Source organism: Wolbachia endosymbiont of Drosophila baimaii, assembly GCF_028982185.1.
Lineage (GTDB): Bacteria > Pseudomonadota > Alphaproteobacteria > Rickettsiales > Anaplasmataceae > Wolbachia > Wolbachia pipientis.
In genome coordinates, this window is record NZ_JAPQLE010000018.1 from 1 (window position 1) to 19,815 (window position 19,815).

The 19,815-nt window shown below is 35.8% G+C and carries 11 protein-coding genes and 1 pseudogene; 1 reads left to right on the forward strand and 11 read right to left on the reverse strand.

All coding sequences use genetic code 11. The annotated features are described in order from the left end of the window. Positions 1-225: 225 nt before the first annotated feature. The 11 genes and pseudogenes from OZD66_RS00465 to OZD66_RS00515 all read right to left on the reverse strand — a co-directional run bounded on the left by OZD66_RS00465 (position 226) and on the right by OZD66_RS00515 (position 17,477). Positions 226-1,608 (reverse strand): PleD family two-component system response regulator, encoded by a 1,383-nt coding sequence (locus OZD66_RS00465; protein ID WP_182366534.1) that lies wholly within the window; start codon positions 1,606-1,608, stop codon positions 226-228. Then, positions 1,580-1,876, reverse strand: a complete 297-nt coding sequence (gene tatB, locus OZD66_RS00470; RefSeq protein WP_151807733.1) for a Sec-independent protein translocase subunit TatB — start codon at positions 1,874-1,876, stop codon at positions 1,580-1,582. Before tatB ends, OZD66_RS00465 begins: the two co-directional genes overlap by 29 nt. Before the next feature lie 4 nt (positions 1,877-1,880). Beyond that, positions 1,881-6,632, reverse strand: coding sequence for an NAD-glutamate dehydrogenase (locus OZD66_RS00475; RefSeq protein ID WP_182366538.1), 4,752 nt, complete (start codon positions 6,630-6,632; stop codon positions 1,881-1,883). Positions 6,633-6,659: 27 nt separating this feature from the next. Continuing rightward, on the reverse strand, positions 6,660-9,323 hold the full coding sequence (gene clpB / locus OZD66_RS00480; protein ID WP_182366604.1) for an ATP-dependent chaperone ClpB: 2,664 nt from the start codon (positions 9,321-9,323) through the stop codon (positions 6,660-6,662). A 969-nt stretch (positions 9,324-10,292) separates the two neighbouring features. Next, positions 10,293-10,538 (reverse strand): annotated as a pseudogene (locus OZD66_RS06000) (PD-(D/E)XK nuclease family transposase); the annotation flags it as partial. Positions 10,539-10,600: 62 nt separating this feature from the next. Next, positions 10,601-12,430 (reverse strand): translational GTPase TypA, encoded by a 1,830-nt coding sequence (gene typA, locus OZD66_RS00490; RefSeq protein WP_182366544.1) that lies wholly within the window; start codon positions 12,428-12,430, stop codon positions 10,601-10,603. A gap of 105 nt (positions 12,431-12,535) precedes the next feature. Continuing rightward, complete coding sequence (pyrE, locus tag OZD66_RS00495) at positions 12,536-13,132, reverse strand: orotate phosphoribosyltransferase (protein ID WP_182366547.1); 597 nt, start codon at positions 13,130-13,132, stop codon at positions 12,536-12,538. Between the two features lie 3 nt (positions 13,133-13,135). Continuing rightward, a complete protein-coding gene (locus OZD66_RS00500) occupies positions 13,136-14,320 on the reverse strand; it encodes a dicarboxylate/amino acid:cation symporter (RefSeq protein ID WP_182366549.1) in 1,185 nt (394 codons plus the stop codon). A 198-nt stretch (positions 14,321-14,518) separates the two neighbouring features. Further along, positions 14,519-15,844 (reverse strand): dihydroorotase, encoded by a 1,326-nt coding sequence (locus OZD66_RS00505; RefSeq protein ID WP_182366552.1) that lies wholly within the window; start codon positions 15,842-15,844, stop codon positions 14,519-14,521. Positions 15,845-15,966: 122 nt separating this feature from the next. Next, complete coding sequence (locus OZD66_RS00510; protein WP_006279654.1) at positions 15,967-17,208, reverse strand: hypothetical protein; 1,242 nt, start codon at positions 17,206-17,208, stop codon at positions 15,967-15,969. Between the two features lie 80 nt (positions 17,209-17,288). Continuing rightward, positions 17,289-17,477 (reverse strand): hypothetical protein, encoded by a 189-nt coding sequence (locus tag OZD66_RS00515; protein WP_022626229.1) that lies wholly within the window; start codon positions 17,475-17,477, stop codon positions 17,289-17,291. Between OZD66_RS00515 and OZD66_RS00520 the strand changes: the two genes are divergently transcribed. Continuing rightward, positions 17,434-19,503, forward strand: a complete 2,070-nt coding sequence (locus OZD66_RS00520) for a cytochrome c-type biogenesis CcmF C-terminal domain-containing protein (protein WP_458695165.1) — start codon at positions 17,434-17,436, stop codon at positions 19,501-19,503. The two genes, OZD66_RS00515 and OZD66_RS00520, sit on opposite strands and share 44 nt — an antisense overlap. The last annotated feature ends 312 nt before the right edge of the window (positions 19,504-19,815 follow it).

Below are 19,815 nucleotides of genomic sequence, written 5' to 3' on the forward strand. Positions count from 1 at the left end.
TGCTTATAACTGAGCTGATGAGCTAAAGGTAGTTGTCTTACGCTAAAACAAACGTTTTTAATTAAGTTGCATAGAAGCTGGATCCCAGTGTCTGGGCACTGGGATGACATCCCACTGGTGGGAATTGCTCCCAAACTACAACGTTCGTACAGTTGTGCGCGGTATCTCAGCATAGATTCCGCTAACGAGTAGCGGAATGACGGTTGTCGGTAAACTTAAGCCACTTTAGCTATAGCCAGTAACCACTCTATTTCTACCACTGTTTTTTGCTTTATATAAATATCTGTCAGCACGTACTATAAATTTTTTAATATCATCAAAGTCAGATCCTTGCATTTCTGCAATTCCAATGCTCACAGTTACATTATGGGTTGTATTTTTATCCGCAAGTACAAAAGGTTCTTTAGCAATAATTTTTCGTATTCTCTCCGCAATAGTATACGCATCTGATACATTGGTATCTGGCATTACAACAACAAACTCCTCACCACCAAACCTAGCTAGTAAATCTGTCACTCTGATATTTTCAGAAATTCTTTTCTGTATTTGCTTTAAAAGTTCATCTCCAGCACTATGCCCAAAACTGTCATTCACTATCTTAAAATAGTCTATATCAAGTATCATAAGAGACAACCTTCTATCCTTTTCCACAGAGTCCTTAACAATGTTTCTTAAGTGTGCATCAAAATATCTTCTATTATAACAGTTAGTTAATGGGTCCTTTATAGACATTTCCGCATTATTAAATAAATTCATTCTCAAGGCATCTTGATATCTTTTGCGTTTTACTTGCGAATTAACCCTTGCTATTAGCTCACCCTCATCCAAAGGTACTGTTAAATAATCATTAGCACCTACATCAAGTGCTTTTACTAAATTGTTTTTATCATAATCCTCAGAAAGAATCAGAATTGGTGTATAACGTGTTTCCACCTTACTACGAAACTCAGAACACAAACGCAAGCCGTCAGTTTTTGAAAATTGCATATCAGAAATGATCAGGTCGTAACCATTCTCAATACCAACCTTCAATGCTTCCATTGGATCACTCAGTATTTTAATTGACCTAAAGCGTTGCTTTAATATATTATATATCTGCTCTGCTTGATGAACATCCTCATCTATAACAAGTATGTTAGCGTCAAAAATCTGATTGGAATAATCCATAATACTGTTTCCTGCGACTCCACCAATCTCAGCGTTAGTTTCTCCTCTCAAACGCAATTCATCAATAATCATCTTTAAGCGTGTGAGAGACTTAATTCGTGCAGATAAAGCAGTTTCGTTTATTGGTTTAGTCAGAAAATCATCCGCGCCAGCATTAATACCTTGCACTCTATCATGAGTATCATGCAGCGCAGTTACCATAATTATTGGAATATGGGTTGTCAAGGGATCACTCTTTAGCTCCTTACAAACTTCAAAGCCATTCATCTTTGGCATCATGATATCAAGTAATATAATATCAGGCTGCTGCTTTGCTACTAAATCTATAGCTTCTTCACCATCATGAGCTACGATAACCGTATAGTACTCTGCTTTTAGTCGAGCTTCTAAAAGCTTGACATTAGATAGTACATCATCTACTACCAGAATCTTCGCTGTCATTATCTTTAGATGTATTATCTATATCGTAAGTAGGATAAAGCTTACCATTTTTACCAACTATGTAATTTACTTTCTCAGTATTACACTCTTTATATAAGTCTTCAATTCCGGCATCCTTCAATAACCTTTTGGCTTTTGACTTTGCAATTATAAAATACCTATATATAGTCTTAATAAAATCAATAAATACAGGTACCTTATTTTTATCAAGAACAATTATGCTCACTAAAGCTACAACTAAAATTTCTGAAAGACCTATATTGAACATTTTCCTATGAAGCAAGTACTTTAATCCTTCTGATTATAAATATTAATTTGCTTAAATCAAGTTTAGAAGCAACCATCTCATCTAAAAAACTATTATAACGTTCTATGTAGTCCTTATCATTACAAGCCCAGGTTTGAACCTTATCTTCAGGGTTATCAGTAGCTTTTATGACTTTAACAGCTAGCTTGTGATGGTAATTGCTTAAATCATCCAATAAATCATTAACTAAGCTGCGATCCCAATAAGAAGAGCGGCTTTTCATCTTGATGGCAATTGTTCTAATCAGATCGAATCTTAACAGCGACTTTAACTCAAAGTATATTTTACCAGCATCAAGAATGGACAAAGATGTCTGTTCAGCAACAGATATAATGTCCAGTGCATAAGCAAGAACGCATAGATCAGCAACTTTTTTTGCTAGATCTTTATTTATATTAAGTTCTACTAAAGAAGTTGATCCATGGCTATAGATCTTTAATAGGTGTTCATCTAAAACATCAGTTAAGTTCTGGCCTAAAGTTTCAATTGCATCTTTAAATTTTGTAACATCATCCAATTCTACAAAGCTAAACTTGCCAAGATTTTTCACTAGCCAAAATGATACTCTGCCAATAAATTTCTGCACGTTCCTCACTATTTGTAAGTATGAGTTAACATCAATTTTTCCATCCAATTCATCAATTTTCTGCCACAGGCTGTTTAAATCATACAGGTGGTTAACAACAATATATATGTTAACCGCTTCTTGTATCTTAATTCCAGTGTTCTCAGCCAAATTATTGATGAATATACAGCCCATTCTATTCACTACATCATTTGCAATGCAAGTAGAGATAATTTCTCTACGAAGTTGGTGTTTTAATATGAAATCCTTAAACTTTGTTACCATCTTCTTAGGAAAATAACCTAGCAAGTAGTCATGAGATATAAGATCTTTTTCAGACAGATCGGAATGTATAATTTTATTTTTTATTGCTGTTCTAGCATAAGACATTAGAACAGAGAGCTGAGGAGAACTGAAACCTTCTGCACCAGTTAACATCCTTGCTATCTCTTCTTCAGTTGGAAGAAATTCTACGCTTCGGTTTAACAGCCCAGATTTTTCTAAACTGAGCAGTAACCTGTGGTGCTGCTCCAATCTCTCTTTAGCTTGCAAACACTCAAGAAGTAATGCTTTTGTTTCAATTTTGTTGTGGTTCTCAAGCACTTTGGATGCAACTTCATCCACCATACTTGCCAGTATTTCATTCCTTTTTTCTAAAGAAATACCCCCTGCTTTCATAGCTGAAACAAATGCAATCTTAATGTTAACTTCAAGGTCCGAACATATCACTCCGGCTGAATTATCAACAAAGTCTGCATTGATATATCCACCTTTTTCAGCATATTCTATTCTTCCAAACTGTGTACAACCAAGATTTCCACCCTCTATAAACATAGAAGCTCTAATATCTTTACCATTCACTCTTAACTCATCGTTTGCTTTGTCACCGACCATGCTATGATTTTCACTCTTTGCCTTAACAAACGTGCCAATTCCTCCATTCCATATGAAGTCCACTTTTGCTTTCAACAGATATCTAATCAAATCACTTGGAGGTAGCATATCTTCTGTTATATCAAAGCACTTTTTTATTTCTTGAGAAATGTTTACTTGCTTACTGCTACGCTCAAATACTCCTCCACCCTTAGAAATCAAATCTTTATTATAATCCATCCAAGTTGAAAATGGTAACTCAAAGAGACGTTTACGCTCTGTGAAACTCTTTTCTGCATCAGGGTTTGGGTCAACAAAAATATGCATATGGTTAAATGCGCCGATTAAATGTATATTTTTTGAAAGCAGTATACCATTTCCAAATAAGTCGCCAGCCATATCCCCAATTCCAATAACAGTTGCATCCTGGTAAATATCCTTATTCATTTTCCAAAAATGCCTCTGTGCTGCAATCCATGCACCTCTGGCTGTAATACCCATTTTTTTGTGATCATAACCTGCTGATCCACCAGATGCAAATGCATCGCCAAGCCAAAAATTGTATTCAGAGGCTATCTGGTTGGCATAATCAGAAAATGAAGCAGTGCCTTTATCTGCTGCAACTACCAAGTATGGATCGTCTTCATCATACCTAATCACATCCTTTGGTGGAATTATTTTACCATCAACTACATTATCAGTAATATCAAGCATTCCTCTGATAAAATCCTTATAGCACTCAACACCTTTCTCTCTTAAAATATTCTTATCTTTATAAGCTTGCTTTATTACAAACCCACCCTTTGCGCCAACAGGTACAATAACCGCATTTTTTGTCATCTGAGCCTTCATGAGCCCCAAAACTTCAGTGCGAAAATCTTCCGTCCTATCCGACCACCTCAAGCCACCACGGGCTAATTTTCCTCCTCTTAGATGTATTCCCTCAAAAAGGTTTGAATAAACATACAATTCACGATATGGGCGAGGATCAGGCAAACCATTCACTTTACTTGAGTCAAATTTTATAGATAAGTAGGGTTTATTATCTTGATAATAACTGGTCCTTAAAATAGCCATTATCAAGTTAAATATCGAGCGCAAAACGTAATCATGTGAAGCATTGCTGATTTCCTTTAGAAGTTCCTCAATTTTTTCTGTCAAAATGTTAGTAGTTTCTGCCCTATCGATATCTATTTTAGTATCAAACCTTGAGTGAAATAATTCTATCAAATACTTTACTACTTTTGGATACTCTGAGACCACTTTTTGCATATATTCTGGGTTATAGTTAAATGACGTCTGCTTTAGGTAAGCACTTAACGCTCTAACCAGAAGCACTTCCTTCCACTTGAGCCCAGCAATAATGATCAAACTATTGAAATAGTCATTTTTAATTTCCTTGCTAAATACTTTTGCAAGCGTTATTTCAAATTGTTCTTTCAGAGTAATGTTGTCTATTAATTCATCAACTCTTGACAACACAAAATGGTGTATCCATATTCCACCATTAATTTCTATGTAATAGCTATTATGAGATAGAATCTTAGCTCCCAAATTCTTAGTAATTCTTAATATCTTCGATAATTCAAGACCTTCATTGCTTGGAGTATAAACCTTTAATTGATAATTAAGATTATCACGAGTAAGTCTTAAATCGACCTCGCTAACTCCTTTTTTCCTCACTATTTCCAATTTTTTCATATCGTAATATGCGTCATGAGGTTCGAAACTCTCTTGATAGCTTATTGGAAATGCCTTGCAATAACGGATGAATATATCCTCAACAGTGCTAAAAGTATTATATAAATTGTCTATAAAACGATCTTCCCACTTTTCCGTAATGTTCCTTAATTTGTTTTCGATACGCAAAACTTCATCATCAGGAACACTAGCGTTTTTAGCCTTTAGCACCACGTGCAATTTCATCAAATCATATTCATTGATAATGTGATTGTTATAAATATCTGAACTTCCTGCACTTGTCTCATCCTTCAATATGTCGCGTATCTTGAACATTAGCCTAGCGCTAGCATAACGCATTGGTATCAGCACTATGCAACTAATAAAATCCCCGACTCTTCTTAAAAATAATCTGACCCTTGGCCTAATCGCAAGAGACATGATCGAAATGCAAATTTTAAATAATTCGTCTTCATTTGATTGGAATAATTCATCACAAGAGAATGCTTGTAAAATAGAAATTAAAGCTTTGTTATTGTGGCCCCCGGTTACAAACCCTGCACTTTTTTCTATAACTTTAACTTTATCTCTTATTATTGGAATAGTTCGAATATCTTGAACCTCCGCTACAGAAGTAAATAGCCCGAAAAAACGCCGTTCCTTTACCACATTACCCTGGTCATCAAATTCTTTTACTCCTATACAATTCATGTATGTACGCCGATGGACTATTGAGATTAGATCTGATCTCAATATGTATAGGGAATCAAAGTTTGCAGAAGGAATCAACGTACTTTGACCTACTCTCATCAGGCCAAGGTCCTTTTTGCTGTCACAGACGAGTTTTTCATCTTTACCAGCAATATATTCTTGATAACCTAGAAATACAAAATTATTGTTCTTTAACCAAACTAGAAAATCTTTTTGCTCTTGATTTCGGTCTGGTGTCATTCCAGTGCGTGACACTGGAATCCACGTGTCCTTTTCCTGGATCCCAGTATCAAGTACTGGGATGACAGAAAGACTTGCCTCATCAAGTTTCTTAAGCATTAAGTGCCAATCTTTCACAACGCAATTAACTGCTTTCAGCGTTTTTTGTAGAGATTCTTTTAATGTATCAACAAAACTGTCACTTATACCTTTGATAATTACATATATAACTGACTCTTTGATTCCATTGCTTTCTTCCAAAGGGTAAATCTCGTCTATTAGGCCATCTTTTCTTTTAATGTTAATTACGCTGTTGCTGTAATAGCATATGGTTAAATTGTGCGATTTAATAGTTGCAATAACAGAATCAACCAAAAATGGCATATCATCGTTTGTTATCTTAATCGTGGTAAAATCGCCTTCTATTCCTGGTATATCATCTATATTACTTACTACTAACTTACTTTCATCTTTCTCTTTTTGAGAAACAAAATTGTAAGCATCGTTTCCAATATATAGGAAAAACTTATCGTTGGCTTTTAGGTCGCTTTTATAAACAAAACTATAAAAATACTTAATAAATTTTTTAATTTTTTCTTTATCTTGCTGATTTTCTTGATCAGCTAACTTAAATAAAGACTCAGTGTCAACATTATGATCTATACACATTTTTTTTAACAAAAATACACAGTGAACTTAAACCTTTTTAACTAAGATTTCATTATCAAGAGCGTACACTATTAGTTCATCATTTTCTACTACTTCCCCTGATAAAACTAATTTAGCTAAATTATTTTGAATACACTCTTGTATAACCCTTTTTAAGGGCCTTGCTCCATATTCAGGGTCATAGCCAGTTTGTGCTATTAGTTCTTTAGCTTCCTGCGACAAACTTATACTCAGTTTACGCTTAGCAAGTGTTTTTTGTAAATAAGAAAATTGAACATCTATAATTTTATAGATGTCATCTCTGGTTAAACTGTGAAATATAATAATTTCATCCAGCCTGTTTAAAAATTCTGGACGAAATGCTGATTTAACTATTTGCATCACTTCGCTTTTTACAGAGTTAGCAACTCCTCCTTCCGATGTCATTCCAGCGCGTGACGCTGGAATCTGCATCTGGACCCCAGTGTCAGCTACTTGGATGACAGGAAGTATAGGCCTATTCTCCGCTTCCCCTTTAAGCATTATCTCAGCGCCAAGGTTAGAAGTTAAAATCAGTATGGTGTTGCGAAAATCAATTAATTTGCCATGACTATCAGTGAGTCTACCCTCATCCAAGATTTGCAGCAATATATTAAATATATCTGGATTTGCTTTCTCTATTTCATCAAACAGAATAACCTGATACGGCCTTCTTCTTACTGCTTCGGTTAATCTGCCACCTTGCTCATAGCCAACATACCCTGGAGGCGCGCCAATTAGCTTTGAAACAGAATGTTTTTCCATATATTCTGACATATCAAAACGCAAAAGCGCTGATTGATCGTCAAACAAAAATTCAGCAAGGGCTTTCGCAAGTTCGGTTTTACCAACCCCAGTTGGGCCTAAGAATAAAAATGAACCGAAAGGTCGATTAGTATCTTGCACCCCAGAGCGAGAGCGCCTAACTGCATTACTTATCGCTTCTATTGCATCTTTCTGCCCTATTACTCTTCTTTCTATTTCATTCTCCATGTTAAGAAGTTTTTCCTTTTCGCTGTGCATCATGTTATCAACTGGAATTCCCGTCCACTTTGAAACAATGTTTGCAATGTCATCTCCAGTCACTTCTTTCTTTAAGAAACTATCAGTAACCTTTTCCTGATTTTTTAATTCATTCTCAAGCTGAGGAATCACACCATACATCAGCCCTCCTGCCCTTCCCAAATTCCCACTACGCTGAACTAATTCCAACTCTTTTCTAGCGTTATCTAATTTTTCAACTGTTTCTTGTATTCTAGCTATTTTATTCTTTTCCATCTGCCATTTGCTGTTCAAGTCAGCAAATTTACTGTTTAGATTTTCGATCTCTTCATTTATCCTTTTTAAACGCTGTTTAGAATTTTCATCACTTTCTTTTTTTAGAGCTTCTGCTTCAATCTTTAGCTGTATAACCTTTCTCTCAAGTTCATCAATAACTTCAGGCTTGCTATCCATTTCAATTCTCACCCTGCTTGCTGCTTCATCAATCAAATCAATTGCTTTATCAGGTAAAAACCTATCTGTTATATATCTATTGGACAACGTTGCAGCAGCAATTATTGCACCGTCTGTAATTCTTATACCATGATGCACTTCATATCTTTCCTTCAAACCCCTGAGTATTGAAATAGTATCAGTTTCAGTTGGTTGAGAGATAAACACGGGCTGGAAACGCCTTGCAAGTGCAGGATCTTTTTCTATATGCTGACGATATTCATCTAAAGTTGTGGCCCCTATACAGCGAATTTCTCCACGCGCAAGAGCAGGCTTTAGCAAATTTGAAGCATCCATTGCACCACTTGTTGCTCCTGCTCCAACTAAAGTATGAAGCTCATCTATAAACAAGATAACTTTTCCCTCCGCTTTCGAAAGCTCATTAATAACTGCTTTTAACCTTTCTTCAAATTCTCCTCTAAACTTCGTTCCAGCGATTAAGCTACCCAGATCCAAAGCTAAAACCTTTGCATCACGCAAACCAAGTGGCACATCGTTTGCAACAATTCTGTTTGCAAGCCCCTCGACTATTGCAGTTTTTCCAACACCAGGTTCACCTATCAGCACTGGATTATTTTTTGTCCGCCTCAGTGATACCTGCATAGTTCTTCTGATCTCTTCATCACGACCAATTACAGGATCAAGCTTGCCTTGCATAGCAAGCTCTGTAACATCTTTTGTATATTTCTTTGCCGCGTTTAATTTTTCCTCACTGTTTGGCGAGTCTGCACTGCTGCCTTTTCTCATTTCTGCAATAACTGAGTTCAGTTTTTGTGGAGTCACACCATTCTCTGCCAGAATTTTGCCTACAGTATCATCTTTTTGTGCAGTGAGGCCCTGTAGTAAACGCTCAACAGCAACAAATGAATCTTTATTTCTTCTTGCAATACCAATTGAATCTTCAAAAACTTTTGCTATTTCTCTTGAAAGTTGAAGGCCACCACTTCCTGGACCTTCAATTACTGGCAACTTTTTTATTGCGCTATCCACAGCATCAGAAATACTTTGCACACTTCCACCACAAGCGTTTATCAAATCCTGAACTAAACCTGATTCATCTTCAAGCATCACTTTGAGTAAATGCTCAGGCATAAAAATCTGATGCCCAGCCCCCAACGCTTTCATTTGAGCACTTTGAATTAGACTTTTTGCTTTTTCGGTAAATTTATTTAAGTCCATAACACCAGTTAAATTCGTATTTGCTGATGTATATAACAACTGATTTCATAAATTTAAACCTAAAGTTGTTTATTGTTAGGTATGAAATTTAAAACTTTCTTAAAAAAGGAACTATCATAGTAACCATACAAATATCTTGTATCTCAAGACCTTTGGTTTTTGTTGCTGAAAATGGTTGTATTATTTAAGTTATTAACAATGTACAATACTAAGTTAATGTAATTTATTTGGAGATGACAGGAAAATTTATTGTAACTTTATATTCTAAATAGAATAAAGTTCTTTTGTTAGTATTGTCCTTTTTGTAAAAAATATTCCTAATTTCTTCATCATTTTTGTGGGTAAGGTCATCTGCTTCTCTACCTCAAGTGGTTAACAAAGTTTCTTGTCACGAGGGACCAAATGGAAATCTGCTCGTTTTCACGAGAATTAATGTTACAAATTCTATACATTTCGTTACAAAATGGCATTCGCTTTCTCCATTATCCTTTACCTGCATTTTCATCAGCGTTCCTTGCGGTTTGCTTGCCATATAGGCGGAAATACAGGCTTACCCTGTTCCTTCTGTCATACAACAGTGGGTTAGGTGACTTCTCTATACCGGTGATTTGCGTACATCCAGAAATGAAAAATGTCACATTACCTTTTGGTCGGAGCTTATCAGCATCTTTAGCTCTTTAATCGTTACGATACTTATGAAGCTTCACTTACGTTCACCATACCACTAAGCCTAGCTCTCCAACCACATGATGCTTGTAGTTTATGCTCCTTTCACGATTGAGCATCTTCTTTTTCAAGAGGAGGTTCATTGTCCGCATCGCTTGGCACCAACCGGTTACCCGATTCGCACTGATGCGTAGACTCAGATGGCAAAACATCTGGTTTAATAAGTTTTAGAACTCTTTTAGTTTCTTTCTGAAGGAATTCCTCTCCTTTTAAATAATATGACCGAAGACTTTCAGGTCGCACCATTTCAATAATTAGCTGGGTTCCAGCAGAATCAGTACAGAAAACATCAACAATACTTTGCTTTTTAGAGGCAATCTCAGCATCCATGATAGTGCTGAGAAATTCTATTTCTTCTATTTCATCTTTGCCAGCGAAGTCCAATATATCATTGAGAAAGTGAATGAGAATATCTTTATTTTTCTCAGTGCCAAATATTCTCTTGAACGCAAAATTGTTTTTTGGATCGAGAAATTTCGAAAAGGCCATAATTAAATACAATTAGGAGACGAATAATTATACACTATTTTTCGCAAATGTTCAACCTCTGATTACTCCTTATTCTTTGCCCTTCCTGCACGCTTACGTTCATTTGGATCAAGGAATTTCTTGCGTAAACGTATAGATTTTGGAGTTACTTCCACCAATTCATCATCATCTATATACGCTATCATATCCTCCAGTGTCATTATCTTTGGTGGAGTGAGCTTTATAGCTTCATCACTACCTGAAGCTCTTACGTTTGTTAATTGCTTACCCTTTAACACATTTATCTCCAAATCATTGTCACGGCTATGCTGGCCGACAACCATGCCACAATATACCTTATCCTGTGGCTTAATAAACATAATTCCCCTGTCTTGCAAATTGAAAATTGCATATGCCACAGCCTCACCCTTATCTGTAGAAATTAAAACTCCATTGCGCCTTCCAGAAATTGGACCTCTATGTGGAGCATAACTGTGAAATAAACGGTTAATTATGCCTGTGCCACGAGAATCAGTTAAAAACTCTCCTTGATAACCGATTAATCCTCTTGATGGCACTAAAAACGTTAATCTTGTCCTGCCATTACCAGAAGGTCTCATGTCAGTTACTTCACCTTTACGGAAGCTGAGTTTTTCCATGATGATTCCACTATATTCATCATCTACATCAATTACTACTTCCTCTATAGGTTCAAGTTTTTTACCGCCTTCTTCTTTAAATAACACGCGAGGGCGTGATACCGAAAGCTCAAAACCTTCTCTCCTCATATTTTCAATTAACACTCCAAGCTGTAACTCACCACGCCCGCCTACTTCAAATGCTTCACCGCTTGGTACCAAAGTCACAGTAATTGCAACATTTGTTTCTGCTTCCGCATATAAACGATCTTTTATAGCAGTTGAAGTAAGCTTTGTACCTTCTTGCCCAGCAAAAGGTGAATCATTAACGCTCAGAGTAATCGCCATTGTTGGCGGATCAACTGGAGTTGAGCTTACTGCAGTTGTAACCTCTGGTGCTGCTATAGTATCTGAAACCGAAGCTTCCTCAAGTCCTGCAATTGCAATTATGTCTCCTGCCACAGCTTGTTCTACTGGAATGCGTTTCAAGCCAGAAAATGAGAGCAACTTAGTTAATCTTCCTCGTTCAATTACTTTGCCATCGAGGTCAAGCACCTTAAGATCTGAATTGACTTTTGCAATGCCCTGATAAACCTTTCCTGTCAATATTCTGCCAAGAAACTTATCAGACTCAAGTAGAGTGACCAACATAGCAAAAGGTGCATTTTGATTATAAACAGAAGGTTTTATATAATCTATAACCGTTGAAAATAATGGGCTTAAATCTTTTCTTTCATCAGAAAGCTCCTTAGCACACCAGCCATTTCTACCTGAAGCATACAACACTGGAAAATCTAGCTGCTCGTTGGTTGCATCAAGGTTAAAAAATAACTCATATATTTCATTTAATACTTCATCAATTCTGCTGTCTGGTCGATCGACCTTATTGATTATCACAATTGGCTTCAAATTTGCTTTTAGTGCTTTTGAGAGCACAAATTTTGTTTGTGGCATGGGACCTTCTGCAGCATCAACCAGCAGCAACACGCCGTCTGCCATGCACAATACCCTTTCTACTTCTCCACCAAAGTCTGCGTGCCCTGGCGTATCAATAATATTGATTTTTTCATCACCCCACATTATTGATGTGCATTTTGCAAGTATTGTAATCCCGCGCTCACGTTCTTGGTCGCCACTATCCATCACTCGTTCTTGAACTTCTTGATTCTCGCGGAATGTGCCACTTTGTTTTAACATGTTATCAAGTAAAGTAGTTTTACCGTGGTCAACGTGTGCGATTATTGCTATATTTCGGATCGATTTAAATTCATTCATTTTCTATAATTTCAAAATTAATTTAGTAATAAGTATACATAAAATACACTTGGAGTAAATAACTAAAGCTGTGTATAAATGCTGTGTTTCCAAGATATTATAGGATTACTTTGTTAAATATTCCCTACTCCCAGGTTTTGTTATGGGTAGTTGTTTTAATTCACTTGGAAGTTCTTCCTCGCTGTAGTTTTTGATGTTCAGTTCAATCAAAGATATGACAGGAAAAGGCAGTTTCGTTTCACTATTTCTCTTTATCAAAGAAGCTTCAGCAACAACTTTACCTCCTTCCCCTTCTGCACATTCCACTGCTTCAAGTGAAGATTTACCTGTGGTTATTACATCTTCAATGAGCAATATTTTCTCACCCTTTTTGATCTTAAATCCACGGCGTAATTCAAACTTACCATTAACACGCTCGCAAAACATTGTCTTTATTCCAAGCTGCCTGCCAATCTCATAACCCACAATTATTCCACCAATTGCAGGAGATAATATTAAATCTATGGAGCTATTTAATTCTTTTTTTATTTTATCTGCTAATAATGCGCAAACTTTCATGGCTCTGCTTGGATTTTCAAAAATCTTCGCACACTGTATGTATGTGTCACTATGCAGCCCGGATGATAAAACAAAATGCCCATGCAAAATTGCTTCTGCTTCTTTAAATTCTTCTATTATTAGGTTATTTTCGTCTAATATCATTTTTTAAGTTTCACTATGACATTCTTTATTAATTATCTGAGTGATACAAACATCAGACCACACATTTATTGCAGTTTCAAACATATCGATGATTGTATAAATAGGCAAAATCAGTCCCATAATATGCAGAGGAACATTCATCGACATGAGATAACTGGTTGCCATAAAATAGCACCCCATCGGCACTCCAGCGTTACCAATTGCAGCCCCTGTAGCTAAAAAAATCCATATCAACATTTCGCTTAAGGAAAATACGTATCCGTTCATTTCTGCAACAAACATTACAGTGATTAGTATAAATGCAGCACATGCATTCATGTTAATTGTTGTGCATATTGGTAAAATAAAAGACGATAATTTCTTTGGCACCTTTAGCTTGTTCTGCACACATTCTATAGTTGTTGGCAATGTTGCACTGGATGATTTAGAAAAAAACGCAAGTGTGAGTGCTGGCATAACCCCTTTCAGCGTTTGAATTGGTGATATGCCTTTATACCACATAAATAGCGGTAAAATCAGAAATGCCTGCACAAAATTTGCAGACATTATGCAAACAAAATACCATAAAAGATTGTAGAACTCACTACCGCCTTTTAATTCATGCAAAAAACATGTAATAAAAGACCAAACAGCAAGCGGAATAAATCTCAATAACCCTTGAGCAATTTTAAGTAGCGTATCAAAAAGTGCAGAGAATACTTGATGTAATATGTCCTGCTTTTCTTTTGAAAGTGAAACAATAGCTCCACCCATCAAAAAAGCGATCAATATGCTACCAATAACGTTATTTTCAAGAAAAACTTGCACAAAATTCGAAGGAATGAGTGATTTTAAATATGAAAAATAACTGTGGTTATTGCTATTAACACTCCCTATTGTATTACTTATGAAATTTTTTCTTGCTGGATCTATTAGCAAGTAAAACGATAGTGCAACAAACGCAGCTATAATAGTTGTAAGCAGAGTATAAAATAGTGTTTTCTTAACTAAGACTTTGATTTCAATTGAGTCTTTGAGCCCGGAAATTGTGGAAACTATGGATAAAAAAACCAGAGGTAAGCTTATTAATTTGAGCAAGCTGATAAAGATATCACTAAATAGCTTTGCTATTTCAAATATGATTTCATTGTTTAGGTAGTAAGCAACTATTGCAAGCAGTATAGAAAAAAGTATTGCAAACTTGTGCATTGAAAATAAAACTTCAAAGTAACATTATACAATAATTTTGCTGTTTTGGAATCAGATTGATAGACAAAATAACTTTACAGATTAGGGAAAGATAAGAGGATGTGTTTATTCGGAGACAGTGTAAGATTTCTTAATTTAAATTTAGGTGCACTTAGCCCATTCTGGTGATAACAAATTGGAATAGATAAGATATGATAACTAAATCTTCTGCGAGTATATAGTTTTGCCGGACACAACAGTACGTACTACGTGCCCTTTTACTTTGCGACCATCGAAAGGAGAATTCTTTGATTTACTAGCAAAGTTGTCAGTTTTAATTTCCCATTCATGATTGAGGTCAACTAAAATTAAGTCTGCAGCAAGGTTTTTTTGTATACGACCACGTGGTATGTGTATTATATCTGCAGGCTTATATGTCAATTTTGCAAGCACATCAAGTAGACCCATTTGCCCACTGTGATAGAGTTCAAGTGAAAGGGGCAGCATTGTTTCAAGACCAACAATACCAAATGCAGCATTTTCAAGTGGTAGATCTTTAGAACTACGATCATGCGGAGCGTGATCAGTTGCAATGCAATCAATCACACCTTTCTTTAAACCTTCAACCATAGCTAAACGATCTTCTTCAGTGCGAAGCGGCGGATTCATTTTTGCAATTGCTCCATGTTGTTTTACTATATCTTCAGTCAAAGTGAAGTGATGAGGGGTTACTTCGCACGTAACATTTAATCCCAAATCTTTTGCACGTTTAATAGCATCAAGTGAATCTTTTGAAGAGACATGTAGAATATGGTAGTGCGCATTTTCCATATCCTTCATTAGCAGTATATCACGATTTATCATAACCGATTCTGACGCACTCAAGATCCCCTTTACTCCCAATTCTTCAGAAATTTTACCTTCGTTGATTGCGCCACCAGCAGATAAATTTAAATCTTCTGCATGTTGAGCAATAGGAACATTCAGCATACTTGAATAAAGCAGCGCCTGTCTCATAATCATTGGGTTCATAACTGGCATGCCATCATCGGTGAACCCAACCGCACCTGCTTCCTTTAAAAGTGCCATTTCAGTCAGGTGTTCTTCCGAAGTGGTGATTTTAGCGTAAAATTCAACGTTTACATGTGAAGTTTCAAGTGCTCTATATTTCAAATATTTAGCCAAAATAACGCTACCAATTGCTGGAACAGTGTTTGGCTGACAAACTACAGTTGTAACTCCCCCCGCAGCTGCAGATTTGCTGCCTGTATATATAGTTTCTTTATGTTCCTGTCCTGGTTCACGAAAATGTACGTGAATGTCAATAAGGCCTGGCATTAGAACAAGCCCTTTACAGTCTATTGTTTCATCGACCCCACTTGTTGAAAATAATGATTCACCAAAGTCAATAATTTTATCCCCTTCAGTCAATAATGAACCTTTTATATTAAGTTTAGTTTCCGGGTCGATAATACGAGCATTAGTATACGCAATTTTATAGCCTTCCTTTTGCCCTGTTTGCAACAAATCCCAAGTTTGAGTCATTATATTTGAGTATCGATCATAAAATAAATCTAAAGTTTTTTTAATAAAACACAACCAAATTAAAACACAGACTAAGAGCTGTCTTGAATTAAAGTGCTTTCATTATCCTAAAGATTTGGTTCTTATAACCTAGTTAGCTCAGTTTTAACGTTAATGTGTGAAGCTCTGAGTTCTGTTGAAGGATTTTCCAGCTGAATATCTAGCTCATTCTGTATGTTCGATAAACAAATTAAAGCTGAATCAAAAATTTCATCACACTGCTTTGCTTCATGTATATCATCAATTATTTCCTCGAATTCTTCCACATCATCCATTTCTTGCGGCGCACTTTTTAATATCGCTTTTATTTGGTTTAAGTTTTGACGAATTTTCTCCTGATATCCAACAATTCTCTCTTGATATATATCAATCATTTTTTGACATGCGTTGCCTCTAAATGGATGTTCTTTTTTCTCTTTTATGTAAGAATTTTGAAAGTCTTTACAGTTAAGGATTGCTTCTCTATGTTTTTTTATGTCATTAATTGCGCTGATTATCGACTTATCTATTTTCTTTAAATTTTCTTCCCGTTCTTCTCTTTTAATTATACTTTTGGATTCATTTTTTATCTGGTTCATTTTGTCATACAGGTTTCTGCATCCTTTGTAAGATGCCATTGGTTGTAACATTCCTTCTTTTACACCTTTATTGTAAAAATTCTTCAACTCATCACTTGATAGTATTGTTATAGCATCTTCCCTTTTACCTTGTGATTTAGGATACTTTTTATTCAATAAACTAACATGATTTAACAAGAAATCTCTAACTAGCCCTTCTTTTTTTACTTCGGATAATCTTTCTAGTGTTTCTATATATTTCAGAGTTTCCGCAAAGAGCTGTCCACCAGAGGGAGCAAATCCTTGAAGTGATTTACTCTGTGCTTTACAAAAATCGGTTTGTAAAAAATCTTCAGCTTGTTTTTTTATTACTGAAAGTTCATTAAAGGCTTTTTCTGGATTGATTTTTCTCAAAATACTAATAGCTTTTCTAATCGCTTTTTCTCTCTTTTTATTATCTTGCTTTTCATTTAATATGAGATGTTCAGTTTTGGTAAAAGCATTACCTTGATCACTCTTTGCAATGTTACAAACGATGTTTTTTACAACTTCTTCGGTTGCTGCATAATCTATTTCTTTTGCAAAGCAGTCAACAAATGATTGCCAAACTTTTTTATTAACAAGTTTACTTGTCTTATTTTCAAAATCTTCTATATCTTTGAATCCTAAAATAGTATAGAGATTTTTTTCGATTATTGGTTCGGCATGTTGTTTTGCCACTTTACCTTTTATATTGAATGGAAATTTACTAATCTTAGTTGTACCCACAATGTTACCTCAATATTAACGCTATCTATAAAAGTATAAAGATTTAATATTTAATTTTTAATTAATACTAGCACAGCTAACTACGGGAGCATTATGCTAGCATCAATTAACACTTTAACTTCCAACTTGTCATCAGTAATATTGTTTATATAAAAACTATAATTTTTTATGCCTGAACTTGGGAATATATTGCTATTGCTAGCCTGCTTATTGTCTTTGACATATTTGTTTTTACCGCTTAGTTCTTGTCGGTTTATTACCACTGCCATATTTTTTTGTGTATCAGCGTCAATGGCTATTTTGATCTACTGCCACATTACAAATGATTTTTCACTTGAAAACGTATACTACCACTCACACACAACAAAACCTTTGATCTACAAGATTTGTGGTGTTTGGGGAAACAAAGAAGGGTCCATGTTGCTTTGGACCTTAGTGCTTGTCATGTATTTATTACTAATGGATATTTATATACCTTCTGTCATCCCAGTTTCCCCCTCTGTCATCCCAGTCTCTTCTTCTGTCATCCCAGTGCCCAGACACTGGGATCCAGACAATTTAATTGCAAATGAGTACATCAAATGGCAGTGTAATAAAAACTGGATTCCAGTGTCAAGCACTGGAATGACACCAGAACGAACTAATGGTAGTAAATTAAAAAAAATATCTCTTATCACTCATGGGCTGATTTGCTTTTGTTTTTTGCTGTTCACTTTAATTGAATCCAGCCCCTTCACTAAAATGCCAGGCATTGAAGCAGATGGATTGGGTTTTAATCCGATATTGCAGGATATAGGCCTTGCTATTCATCCACCGATATTATATTTGGGGTACCTTGGATTTAGCGTTCCTTTTTCGCTCTCTATAGCTGGATTAATTTTAAATACTGAAGGAAATGTTTGGGCTAAAATTGTCAGGCCTTGGGTACTTATTTCTTGGTCGCTGCTCACTTTGGGCATCAGCTTGGGTAGCTGGTGGGCATATCGCGAACTTGGGTGGGGTGGATTTTGGTTTTGGGATCCAGTGGAAAACGTTTCTTTGATGCCGTGGCTAATTGCAGTAGCGCTGACACATTTGTTGCTCGTGGTACGGAATTTCAATATTTTAAGGAACTTTGCTATTTTACTTACGCTTACAACTTTTATATTGAGTGTGACTGGAACATTTCTAGTCCGCTCAGGAATACTTACCTCAGTGCACACGTTTGCAGATGACCCAAGATATGGACTATATATATTAGCTCTACTTGGTGTAATTACAGTCAGTAGCTTAGTAATATTTGTAGTATTTACGAGAAAAAATCACACGCCTGCGATGTCATTCCAATGCTTGACACTGGAATCCAGAAAGAAACTTGCTACTCAAGTGACAGAGGGTAGAAGATTCTTTTCACGCTTTACGATGATACTGATGAACAATTTATTATTCATCACTGCCTTTTTCATCGTGTTCGTTGGCACTTTATACCCTACAGTGCTTGAGTATTTAACCGGTGAATTAATTTCAGTTGGAGCACCATATTACAATTCTTTATTTAACTCTATTGCACTAGCTATTCTAGTGCTCGCCATGATAGGGCAATACTGCAGTTGGCAGGGAAATAGTCTATTGCCAATATTCCGTGAATACAGATTCTCATTCTGTAGTGCTGCAGCTATTTTGCCGTTTATCTTTTACATGGAGCTAATGATTGTGCTATCAATTACTATCTCCATAGCATTATTAATCTTTGTTTTAGAAGCATACAGTAAAAGAATTCGTTTATTTAAGGTAGCATTTGGTGAATCAATTTTATTAGCAAGAAGAGTTTCTAAGTCCTACTATGCAATGATGCTTGCTCATGCTGGAGTGGCAATTCTAGTGCTTGGTATAGCTTATTCAGTTGGTTGGCAGGAGAAAAAAGAAAATTACTTAAAAATAGGGGATAGCATAACAGTCAATAAATTTAAAGTTACTTTACGAAATATTGAGCTAATAAAAGAAAAAAATTTCCATGCAGTGAGGGGTACAATGGATATCAGGAATTTGCTGAATAATAAGATATTAGGTGAAGTAACTCCTGAATATAGATTTTACCTTGCGGAAGGTCAGAAAAATGTTGAAAGCAGTATCTACCACAATTTATTTTCTGATATTTATGTTGTAATTGGAGAAATTAATAAGAGTAAGAGCAAAATTGCAGCTAAAGTGCACTATAAACCTGGAATGTCTATAATCTGGTTTGGATCCTTTCTTATCGCTTTTGGTTCGCTCCTTGCTGCTTTGCCTTCTAGTAAACGGGCGAAGGTTGTCTAGCTGTCGTGGATTTATTAACAACGCTCCTAGGTCCAGAGTGCAATATATGAGAAATTACCGGGCTATAGATACTGATTTGCAAAGGTTAGAACCAAAGAAAGTTATATTTTTTTATTGACAGACCTATATATTACGATATTCACTAAGGGATTAGTGAGTAATGGTTATACAATATGAATGGTGGGGTATCAGGCAAGGAAAAAGTTATACGCACTGCTTTCGACTTTATAGCTCTTTCCATAAAAGTCCGGATGTGATAGGATAAGGATAGATGATGATAAGGAGGTTGAATGCCAGCAGCATATAGTTATG

Coding starts and splice junctions, on each gene's coding strand:
- OZD66_RS00465 (WP_182366534.1), bottom strand. CDS start 1,608: ATGACAGCGAAGATTCTGGTAGTAGATGATGTACTATCTAATGTCAAG.
- tatB (WP_151807733.1), bottom strand. CDS start 1,876: ATGTTCAATATAGGTCTTTCAGAAATTTTAGTTGTAGCTTTAGTGAGC.
- OZD66_RS00475 (WP_182366538.1), bottom strand. CDS start 6,632: ATGTGTATAGATCATAATGTTGACACTGAGTCTTTATTTAAGTTAGCT.
- clpB (WP_182366604.1), bottom strand. CDS start 9,323: ATGGACTTAAATAAATTTACCGAAAAAGCAAAAAGTCTAATTCAAAGT.
- typA (WP_182366544.1), bottom strand. CDS start 12,430: ATGAATGAATTTAAATCGATCCGAAATATAGCAATAATCGCACACGTT.
- pyrE (WP_182366547.1), bottom strand. CDS start 13,132: ATGATATTAGACGAAAATAACCTAATAATAGAAGAATTTAAAGAAGCA.
- OZD66_RS00500 (WP_182366549.1), bottom strand. CDS start 14,320: ATGCACAAGTTTGCAATACTTTTTTCTATACTGCTTGCAATAGTTGCT.
- OZD66_RS00505 (WP_182366552.1), bottom strand. CDS start 15,844: ATGACTCAAACTTGGGATTTGTTGCAAACAGGGCAAAAGGAAGGCTAT.
- OZD66_RS00515 (WP_022626229.1), bottom strand. CDS start 17,477: ATGGCAGTGGTAATAAACCGACAAGAACTAAGCGGTAAAAACAAATAT.